This is a genomic window from Flavobacterium sp. SOK18b (genome assembly GCF_014156605.1).
Classification (GTDB): domain Bacteria; phylum Bacteroidota; class Bacteroidia; order Flavobacteriales; family Flavobacteriaceae; genus Flavobacterium; species Flavobacterium tiangeerense.
The window spans coordinates 1-10552 of the sequence record NZ_QKNZ01000102.1 but is presented as its reverse complement, the minus strand read 5'-3'; the positions used below and the strand labels follow the sequence as shown (position 1 = coordinate 10552).

General features: G+C 33.8%; 6 protein-coding genes. 5 read left to right on the top strand and 1 reads right to left on the bottom strand.

What is annotated here, in order from left to right:
• Window positions 1-316: 316 nt before the first annotated feature.
• A complete protein-coding gene (locus DNC80_RS13545; RefSeq protein WP_182651671.1) occupies window positions 317-2881 on the bottom strand; it encodes a zinc-dependent metalloprotease in 2565 nt (854 codons plus the stop codon).
• A 310-nt stretch (window positions 2882-3191) separates the two neighbouring features.
• Here DNC80_RS13545 and corA point away from each other — a divergent pair, with 310 nt between their 5' ends.
• The 5 genes from corA to DNC80_RS13520 form a co-directional block, all read left to right on the top strand.
• A complete protein-coding gene (gene corA, locus DNC80_RS13540; protein WP_182651670.1) occupies window positions 3192-4262 on the top strand; it encodes a magnesium/cobalt transporter CorA in 1071 nt (356 codons plus the stop codon).
• Between the two features lie 49 nt (window positions 4263-4311).
• The gene (gene pta, locus DNC80_RS13535) at window positions 4312-6405 is read left to right on the top strand and encodes a phosphate acetyltransferase (RefSeq protein ID WP_182651669.1); all 2094 of its coding nucleotides are present in this window, start codon (window positions 4312-4314) and stop codon (window positions 6403-6405) included.
• Window positions 6406-6430: 25 nt separating this feature from the next.
• The gene (locus tag DNC80_RS13530) at window positions 6431-7630 is read left to right on the top strand and encodes an acetate/propionate family kinase (protein ID WP_182651668.1); all 1200 of its coding nucleotides are present in this window, start codon (window positions 6431-6433) and stop codon (window positions 7628-7630) included.
• Between the two features lie 11 nt (window positions 7631-7641).
• Window positions 7642-9741 carry a glycoside hydrolase family 97 protein gene (locus tag DNC80_RS13525; protein WP_182651667.1) on the top strand — a complete coding sequence of 700 codons (2100 nt, stop codon included), beginning with the start codon at window positions 7642-7644 and terminating at the stop codon, window positions 9739-9741.
• Window positions 9742-9807: 66 nt separating this feature from the next.
• Window positions 9808-10552: ABC transporter permease (locus DNC80_RS13520; RefSeq protein WP_182651666.1), on the top strand; the 745-nt coding region annotated here is incomplete at its 3' end.

The following is a 10552-nucleotide window of genomic DNA, read 5'->3' as shown; positions in this document are numbered from 1 at the left end:
AGTTTAAACTGTAACTCGCTATTGAATGTAATTTCGGTAGATATTTATAGGATGTTGATGGCTATTTTGTCTGTTTAAGAAAATTAAAACTGCGTTTATATAAGTTAATGATGGGTTATTTACAGGTAATCTACTTTCTCACTATGGTTTAATTAGGGATGGTATAAAGCACAAAAAAAGCCCAAAAGTATTACGATACTATTGGGCTTTTTTTATTTCAGGAGTATAAACTTATATAAATCAAAAGAGCAGATTATTACAACTTTTTAATAAAAGTAAAAGGGAAACTGTCATTAACACAGTTTCCCTTTTGAACTTATTGTTTAGGATTTAAAGCATCACTTATGCGATAAATTAAATCTTGAATATGGTATTTACTTATTTTGTCCGTCATTTTTAAAGATGACATTTTTAATTCATTTTTCAGTGCAATTAATTGACCTCTTGCAATAGATGGTAAATCAGTTTGCGCTAAGTTTACTCTTCTTGAATTAAATCCGTAAGTAACTCCCACAGGTACAGATCGTACCGTTGTAGTACCAGGTTTTAAAAGTTCAATCATTTTATCTACATAAATTTTTTGAATATTTCTTCTAAATATATCAATAGAGCTACTTGTTTTAAGTTCAGAGAAAATTCCTTTATTCAAGTCAGATAATAATTCGTCTACACTGTAGTTGTCTTTACTTGCTGTAGCACTTTCCATTAGTCTTACCATACGATCTCCTGTCATTAAGCTTGACAACGTAGCATCTTGCATTGATTTAATTGCTTCAACACCACTATCAGGATTGATTTTAGAAAGTACATTTTGATCTAATAGCCATTTTGGAGTGGTGAATAACTGAGTATTTAGAAAAGATACTGCATCTTTTTGAATACTCTTAGGAACTACTTGAAATTGATTTCCTGACATATCATAGGTTTTAGGGTTGTCATAAATACCCCCCACGTTTTTAGTAACGTGTCCCATGTATCTTCTAAATTGTCCAGTAAGTGCTACGTAAAGTTCATCTAATTCAGCATAGCTTTCTCCATCTTCTTTGGACCATTCTATTAAGTTTGGTAAAATTCTTTTTAAGTTTTTAATACCATATTCAGATGCTCTCATAGCATTGTCTCCAATGTCTTCTGTTTGATATCTTGGATCATAAGGACTTGATTCAGTTCCAAACCATAAACGATTGTTTTTGTAGGCTTCTTTAGTCATATCGTTCAAAACTGTTTTTTCTTGTGCTTCAGTTTTGTTGTCTTCAAAATATGAATAACCCCATTTTATTGCCCATTTATCATAATCACCAATTCTAGGGAACAAATGTTTTACACCATCTTCTGGTTGCGCAACGTAATTAAAACGAGCATAATCCATTATAGATGATGTGTGACCATTTTTTTCTTGGTAAGCTGCATCTCTTAATTTTTCAACAGGAGTTGCGGAGCTAGCTCCCATATTGTGACGTAATCCTAAAGTATGACCTACTTCATGCGAAGACACAAAACGGATTAATTCGCCCATTAATTTGTCATCAAATTTCTTTGCTCTTGCTGCAGGATCTACCGCTGCCGTTTGTATTAAGTACCAGTTACGCAATAAACTCATGATATTATGGTACCAACCAATGTGGCTTTCTAGAATTTCTCCACTTCTAGGATCATGAACATTAGGTCCGTAAGCATTTTGGATGTCGGCTGCAAAATAGCGAAGTACTGAAAAACGGGCATCTTCTAAGCTCATTGTTGGGTCATTCTCTGGCCAATATTCGCCACGAATTGCATTTTTCCATCCAGCAGCTTCAAAAGCTACTTGCCAGTCATCAATACCTTGTTTGATGAATTTTTTCCATTTTTCAGGAGTTGCAGGATCAATGTAATATACTATAGGTTTTAATGGCTCAATTAATTCTCCATTTTTTTGTTTTTGAGCATCTTCTGGAGATTTTGGTTCTAAACGCCATCTTACAGCAAATACTTTATTTTCTGATTTTTGAGATTCTTCCTCAAAAACACTGTATTCATTTGCAAAATAACCTACACGAGCATCAAAAACTCTTTTACGCATGGGTTTTTTTGGTAATAAAAGCATAGATGTATTCATCTCGACAGTTACTACACCTGCATCAAGTGCTGATGGAAGGTTTACACCAATTTGTGGAGTAGGAGTTAGGTTAATTCTAGGCGGTACCGTTGTAAATGTTTTAACAGTTCTAATCTCTGTATTTATTGGAAAACTACTTATCTTAGAGATATAAGATCTGTCTTTTTGAAAAGCTTGAATGTTTAACAATTGTTTCTTGATGGGATCAAGTGAAAAGGTTTGAACATCTCCATCAAAAGTTGAAGTTAAATCAAGTACATATCCTGTAATTTTTCCAGCTTCATCCTTTTTGTACGCAAGTACGTCAAAGTTCCCAATTATAGGATCAGATGTAGAATTTTTTACGGCTTGTGCCATTGGTTTATCTTCATCTGGTGACATAATTACGTAGGTAATTGATCGTAAAAGAATGTTGTTGTTCATTCCTTTTTCAAAACGAACTACTTGTCTGTTGATTTCTTCACCACCAAAAATTCCTCCACCCGCAGGTGTTTTAGAATATCTAGTAATTGTCATAATTTCGCTACCAAGTAAGCTGTCCGGAATTTCGAATAAGTACTTGTTATCTGTTTTATGAACATCAATTAATCCTTTTTGGGTTACAGCTGTTGAGTCTATAACTTTTTTATAAGGTTTAGGTTCTTTTTTAGTGTCGCTCGGCTTGGGTTCAACCTTTGCAACAACCGTTTTGTCATTTTTTTTCTTTTTTTTGCTCTGAGCAAATGACGCAGGAGCAGCAAAAAGTGCGATACACGCAATAATTAGGGTTAGTTTGTTTTTGAGCATGTAATTCTACATATTATAGTTAATAATTAGTTTTGTGTAAATAAATAGAGCGCATTCGTATTTATTCATCTTTAATTTCCAAATCTATTGATATATTTTTAATAATGAACTCTTAAAATTTCCAAACTATAATAATTAACATAAATTAACATTCGTTTGATTTTTGAAACTTTATTATTTTTCGAGAGTCATTTTATTACGTAGTCATTTAATTCTCATTACTTTTGTTTTGAGTGAGAAATAGTGGCGATTTTACTTAAAATCACTACAACAAACCCAAACCGTTATACAAGAAGTTTACTGAATACTAATGAGAAAAATTAAATACAAAAAGGGCAAGAAATTAGTGCCGTATCATCTTGAATATACCGGTATTCACAAGGACATGCAGTCTGAGATGCAATTGTTTGTTTATAATGATATTGATTTTACAGAGTACACTGATTTTAAAGTAGAACAACTAAATCAGTTAATTGATGTTTCTAAAATAAACTGGCTCAACATTCACGGACTTAATAATGTAGATTGGTTGCAAGCCATAGGAAAACATTTTAATATTGATAATTTTATTTTATCAGATGTTTTAAACACGGTACGAAGAACAAAATTTGAAGAATCACATGATTTTTTATTCTTCAATATTAAATCGCTTTTACCTCTTGAGAATTCAGAGAACATTAGTATTGAACAAATTAGTTTTTTGTTAAAAGATGGAATTCTAATTTCGTTTCAGGAAAAAAGAAGTGATTTTTTTTCACACATTAGAGAAAGGATTAGAACCCATTCAGGTCTTGTACGCGTAAAAGGTCCTGATTACTTATTGTATATATTGCTAGACGCCATTATTGAAAATTTTTACATTACACTAGAAAGCGAAGAGGATAAAGTAGAAGAGCTTATAAATCTAACTAAAGAAAATCCCGATCCTATAATTTTAGAGCGAATAGAGAAGCACCGTGACAACTTGAATGTCTTAAAACGCGCTATTATTCCTCTTCGAGATTCCTTGTACGATATTAAAAGCATAAAAGATGATTCTATTTTTAATGTAGTTGAGGCGGATACTTTTAGTTTTTTTGCTCGTTTACATCAAAAGTGCTTAGAACTTTTAGAGCAAATTGATTCGGATATGGACTCATTGGAGAGTGCTTCTAATTTCTTTTTTTCGGCTCAAACGCATAAGATGAACGAAATCATGAAAACGCTCACTATTGTTTCGGCCATATTTATACCGCTTACATTTATTGTAGGCGTATATGGAATGAATTTTGAAAATCTACCAGAATTAAAGTACAAATACGGCTATCAAACCGTAATGGGTTTCATGTTTTTAATAGTAATTGGAATGATTATTTATTTCAAAAAAAGACGTTGGTTTTAATACTGTTTAATAACTTTAGTTTTCCTTTTGATAATTAAAAAAATAAAAAATGAACAAAGCAATATATATCGCAACCAGCGAGCAAAATAGCGGAAAATCGATTGTTACTCTTGGACTTATGAGCATGCTTATAGGGAAAACAGCCAAAGTAGGTTATTTTAGACCTATTATTGAGGATATCGAGGAAGGAGGCTTTGATAATCATATTGAAACCGTATTAGGACATTTTGGACTTGATATCGCCTTTGAGGATGCCTTTGCAATTACCAAAAGTAAATTAATCAAGAAAAAAAATAAAGGAAAAATAGGGGAGGTCCTAGATTTAATAATCGAAAAATATAAAAAACTAGAAGAACGTTTTGATTTTATACTAGTAGAAGGAACGGGGTTTAGTGGTGAAGGAACCGTTATTGAGCTCGATATGAATGTGCTCATTGCCAAAAATTTAGGAATTCCCACAATAATTGTAGGATCTGGAGTAGGGAAAACTCTCGAGGAATTATTAGACAGTTTATACTTAGCTTATGATTCATTCAAAGTGAAGGATGTTGAAGTCCTTGCCGTAATTGCCAATAAAGTACAACCAGAAAACATAACATTAGTTACCAATGGATTATTAAAAACCTTGCCAGATACTGTGATGGTGAGTAGTATTCCTATGATTCATCATTTAAATAATCCTACGGTGCAAGAAATTGTCAAAGAGCTGGGGGCAAAAGTACTTTTTGGAGAGGCTCACTTGAACAATCAAACAGGAAACTTTAGTGTAGGTGCCATGCAATTAAGAAATTATTTGTTACACCTAAAAGAGAATAGCCTTGTTATTACTCCAGGAGACAGAGCCGATATAATCCTAGGGGCTTTACAAGCAAATGAATCGGTCAACTATCCTACAATCTCCGGTATTGTATTAACTGGAAACATTCTGCCGGAAATAAGTATTTTAAAGTTAATTGAAGGACTTTCAACCGTAGTGCCGATCATTGCCGTAGAAGAAGGAACTTATTATATTACGAACAAAATTGGCGGTATCAAATCTAAAATTTATGCCAACAACAAACAGAAAATTGAAATTTCTATCGCTACTTTCGAGAAGTATATGGATGTTGATACGTTATCCGAAAAACTAATTACGTTTGAAGCTGATGGAATGACTCCTAAAATGTTTCAATATAACTTAGTAAAAAGAGCCAGACAACACCGCAAACATATTGTATTGCCCGAAGGCAATGATGATCGAATCTTGGCTGCAGCTTCTCGTTTATTAGAAATGGATGTAGTTGATATTTCTATTATTGGCAACAAAAAACAAATAGAAAATAAAGTTGTTGAGTTGGGTCTAAATTTCGATTTTTCGAAAATTAAAATAATTAATCCCATTGAATCAAAACATTATGACGATTATGTGAATACCTATTTTGAGTTGCGAAAAGCCAAAAACGTAACACTTGGTATGGCTAAAGATTTGATGGAAGATGTTTCGTATTTTGGCACCATGATGGTGTACAAAGGTCACGCTGACGGAATGGTTTCAGGAGCAGCGCATACTACACAGCATACAATTTTGCCAGCCTTACAGTTTATTAAAACAAAGCCGAATTCCTCAGTGGTTTCTTCTGTTTTTTTTATGTGTTTAGAGGATCGCGTCTCCGTTTTTGGGGATTGTGCCATCAATCCTAATCCTACTGCAGAGCAACTCGCTGAAATAGCCATCTCTTCTGCCGATTCAAGTTTGGCTTTTGGAATTGAACCCAAAATTGCCATGCTTTCTTATTCTTCCGGATCTTCAGGTAAAGGGGATGAAGTGGATAAGGTTCGAGCCGCTACCGAAATTGTTCGCCAAAAACGTCCTGATTTAAAAATTGAAGGACCTATACAATATGATGCCGCTGTGGATATGACCGTTGGGAAAAGTAAATTACCAAATTCTGAAGTAGCAGGTCAAGCCAGTGTGCTTATATTTCCTGATTTAAATACTGGAAATAACACGTATAAAGCAGTTCAAAGAGAAACAGGAGCGCTCGCCATTGGTCCGATGTTACAAGGATTGAATAAACCGGTAAATGATTTAAGTAGGGGTTGTACCATTGATGATATCATAAATACAGTTGTAATTACAGCAATTCAAGCACAAGGATTGTAACTTTTAATCTTTTAATAAAATTTGAATGAAAACAGTTATCATAAACTCAGGGAGTTCCTCTATAAAATACCAAATGATTAACATGCCAGCAAACGAGGTTATTTGCTCAGGGATGATTGATAGAATAGGTCTTGAAACTTCCAATTTAACATACGTAACTAATACCACTAAATTAGAAGAGACAATTTCAATTCCCAATCATAAAATAGGCTTAGAGAAAATTGCTCAGCTTTTAATGAATCCAACTATTGGTGTTATTCAAAGTACTGATGAAGTTAAAGCGGTAGGACATCGTGTGGTACATGGCGGGAATGATTTTTCGAATACCGTACTTATTAATGAGGCTGTTAAAGATAAAATAAGACAACTATTTGAGTTGGCTCCTTTACACAATCCTGCTAATCTTGAAGGAATAATTGTTGCCGAAGAAATTTTTACAGCAGCACAACAAGTAGCTGTTTTTGACACGGCTTTTCATCAAAGTATTCCCGTAGTGGCGCATCAATATGCCATTCCAAAGTATCTTTTGACCGAAAATAAAATTAGAGTATACGGTTTTCACGGCACGAGTCATAAATATGTTTCGGAGAACGCCATTCAGTATTTGAAACAAAATTCGCTTATCTCTAGTTCTAAAATTATAACTATTCATTTAGGCAATGGATGTAGCATGACGGCAATAAAAGAAGGAAAAAGTATGGATCATACTTTAGGTTTTGGTCCCATGAATGGATTGATTATGGGTACCCGAAGTGGGGATGTGGATCAATCTGTGATTTTTTACTTGGTTAACACTTTAGGCTATTCACTAGATTCTGTAAATACCATGCTACAAAAACAAAGTGGCATGTTAGGTCTTACGGGTTACAGTGATTTAAGGGATATTGAAGCCAATGCTGAAAACGGAAATGTTGATTGCCAATTGGCTTTGGCCATGAATGCCTACCGTATCAAGAAATACATAGGTTCTTATGCAGCTGTTTTAAACGGATTAGATGCTATTGTTTTTACTGCAGGAATAGGTGAGAATTCATCATATATCCGGAAGTTAGTGTGCACCGATATGGAGTATTTCGGAATTGTATTGGATGCATCCAAAAATGAAATTCGATCCAAAGAAATTCGCGAAATTAATGCCGCTGATTCACCAACAAAAATTTTAGTGGTTCCTACAAATGAAGAAGTAGAAATTGCCAAACAAGTATTTGAATTGCTGACTTGTTAAAAAAATAAAATATGAAAAAATTTATAATTATTACTTTGCTACTCTTTTTCCATTTTGGCTACGCTCAAAGCATTCAATCACCATCGGGAGAAATAGCCGTAAATTTTAAGCTAGCTCCTAATGGTCAACCCAGTTATTCTATAAATTACAAAAATAAGCCGGCGGTTTTAGAAAGTGCTTTAGGGATCAAATTAAAGGATAAATCAGCTTTAGATGCTAATTTTGAAATTTTGGATTCAAAAACTTCCAGTTTCAATGAATCTTGGAAGCCCGTTTTAGGGGAACAATCGAGTATTAAAAATCACTATAATGAACTTACTGTTTCGCTCCTTAATAAGGAAACGAAGGTAAAAATGAATATCATTTTCCGAGTTTTTGACGAAGGGGTAGCTTTTAGATATGATTTCCCAAAACAAGCGGAGCTGAATTATTTCATCATTTCTGATGAGGTTACCCAATTTAATCTTGCCGAAAACAATAAAGTTTTTTGGATTCCAGGTGATTTCGATAGTAATGAATACGAATACAACGAAACGAAATTTTCAGAAATTGATAATTCCAAAATCAATATGAACAACGGTATTGGAGTAAAATCCATTCCAGGGAAATTTATGGTTCAAACACCTTTGATGATGAAAGCACCATCGGGTTTGTATCTCAATATTTTTGAAGCAGCGGTTGTCAATTATCCAGTCATGCATTTGAATGCTGATGTGACAAATTATAAATTAAAAGCCGAATTAGTTCCAAATGCCATTGGTGACAAAGCCTACTTGCAAACGCCTTGTGTATCGCCTTGGAGAACCATCATGATTAGCGATGACGCTAGAGATATTGTTGGATCAAAGATGATTTTAAACCTCAATGAACCTTCAAAAATTGAGGATACTTCTTGGATAAAACCCATGAAATATGTTGGAATTTGGTGGGAAATGCACGTAGGGAAATCAACTTGGGATTATGCAGGTTCTCAAAATGCCACTAATTTTGCCGATGCACCAAAAGCCTCGGGGAAGCACGGAGCCACTACTGAAAATACGAAACGCTACATTGATTTTGCTGCTAAAAACGGTTTTGATGGTGTGCTTGTCGAAGGTTGGAATGTAGGTTGGGAAGACTGGAATGGCAACTGGAAAGAGGAAGTTTTTGATTTTACTACGCCGTATCCGGATTTTGATATTGCAGCGCTTTCGGCTTACGCCAAAGAAAAAAACGTCAAAATGATCATGCATCATGAAACATCGGGTTCTGTTAGTAATTATGAAAGACACTTGGATCGCGCTTTTGATTTGATGAAAAAATACGATTATCCAGCAGTAAAATCGGGGTATGTGGGTAAAATTATTCCACGTGGAGAATTTCATGACGGGCAATCCATGGTAAACCATTTTAATTTCGTTGCAAAGCGCGCTGCCGATTATAAGATTATGATTAACTCTCATGAATCGTCAAGACCAACTGGTTTTGGAAGAACGTATCCAAATTATATTGCTGCCGAAGCGGCTCGTGGAAATGAATTCAATGCGTGGAGTGTGGGAAATCCTCCTATGCATGAAACGATTTTACCTTTTACAAGACTTTTGGGTGGACCTATGGATTATACGCCAGGAATATTCGAAATCAAGATGAGTTATTACGATAAAAATAAATCAGAGCAAGTTCATACCACTTTAGCCAAGCAACTGGCTTTGTACGTAACGATGTATTCTCCCTTGCAAATGGCAGCCGACTTGCTAGAGAATTATGAGAAATACCCGGATGCTTTTCAGTTTATCAAAGACGTTGAAACAGATTGGGATGAAAGTAAATACTTAGAAGCAGAACCTGGAGATTACTTGACAGTTGCCCGAAAAACAAAAGGAAAAGAAACGTGGTTTTTAGGAGCCATCACAGATGAAAATGCAAGAACTTCAGAAGTGAAATTGGATTTTCTTACTCCAAGTAAAAAATACAAAGCAATTGTATATGCCGATGCAGCGAATGCAGACTGGAAAAACAATCCAATTGCCTATCAAATAAAAACAATGACGGTCACTAGTAAATCAAAACTAAAATTAATCTTGGCAGCGGGCGGAGGTACAGCTGTTAGTTTTGAGCCATTAGAAAAATAGTTGCAACAGATGCGATCAAATAATGGAATTAGTTACTAGTTAATTGCAATCTTGCCATTTATTTCAATGAAAGACTATTTTATTTTACGATTCAAAATGTTGAACAGACAGTTAACCGAGTGGGGAATTGAACCAATAATAGGTTATGTGGTAGGTTTTTGTGTATTTGTGTTTTCATCAAATAAATTATTTGAAAAAACGCAATATGCTGACTATATCTTCATGGTAATTTCTTTAGGTGTGATAGTAAGTTTAAATGAAATACGTAAAAATGAATTTTTAAAGCTTCATTTTTCAAGAGTTGAATATTTCAAAATAAGAATACTCGAAAACTTAATTGTTTCTAGTGCATTCATCATTTTTTTATGTTATCAAGAAAAATATTTTAATGCAGTTATTCTTCTTATTACTGTTTGTTTTTTGTCGCTAATGAGTTTTAAAACCAAAGCTAATTTTACGTTTCCAACTCCTTTTTACAAATATCCATTTGAGTTTGCTGTTGGGTTTAGAACAAATTATTACATCTACATATTCGCTTATTTTTTGACATTTATGGCTATTAGTGTGCATAATTTTAATTTAGGAATTTTTTCACTGATTGTGGTTATGTTATCCTGTTTAAACTATTATACAACTACTGAAGATAAATTTTATGTCTGGATTTTTTCTAAGTCTCCTAAAGATTTTATTAGATACAAGTTCAAGATCATTTTACTTTATGCAACAATTTTATGTTTGCCAATAATTATAGGTTTATCAGTGTTCTTTTATTCTGAGATTGAAATAATTTTAGTTTTTCAATTTTTAGGAT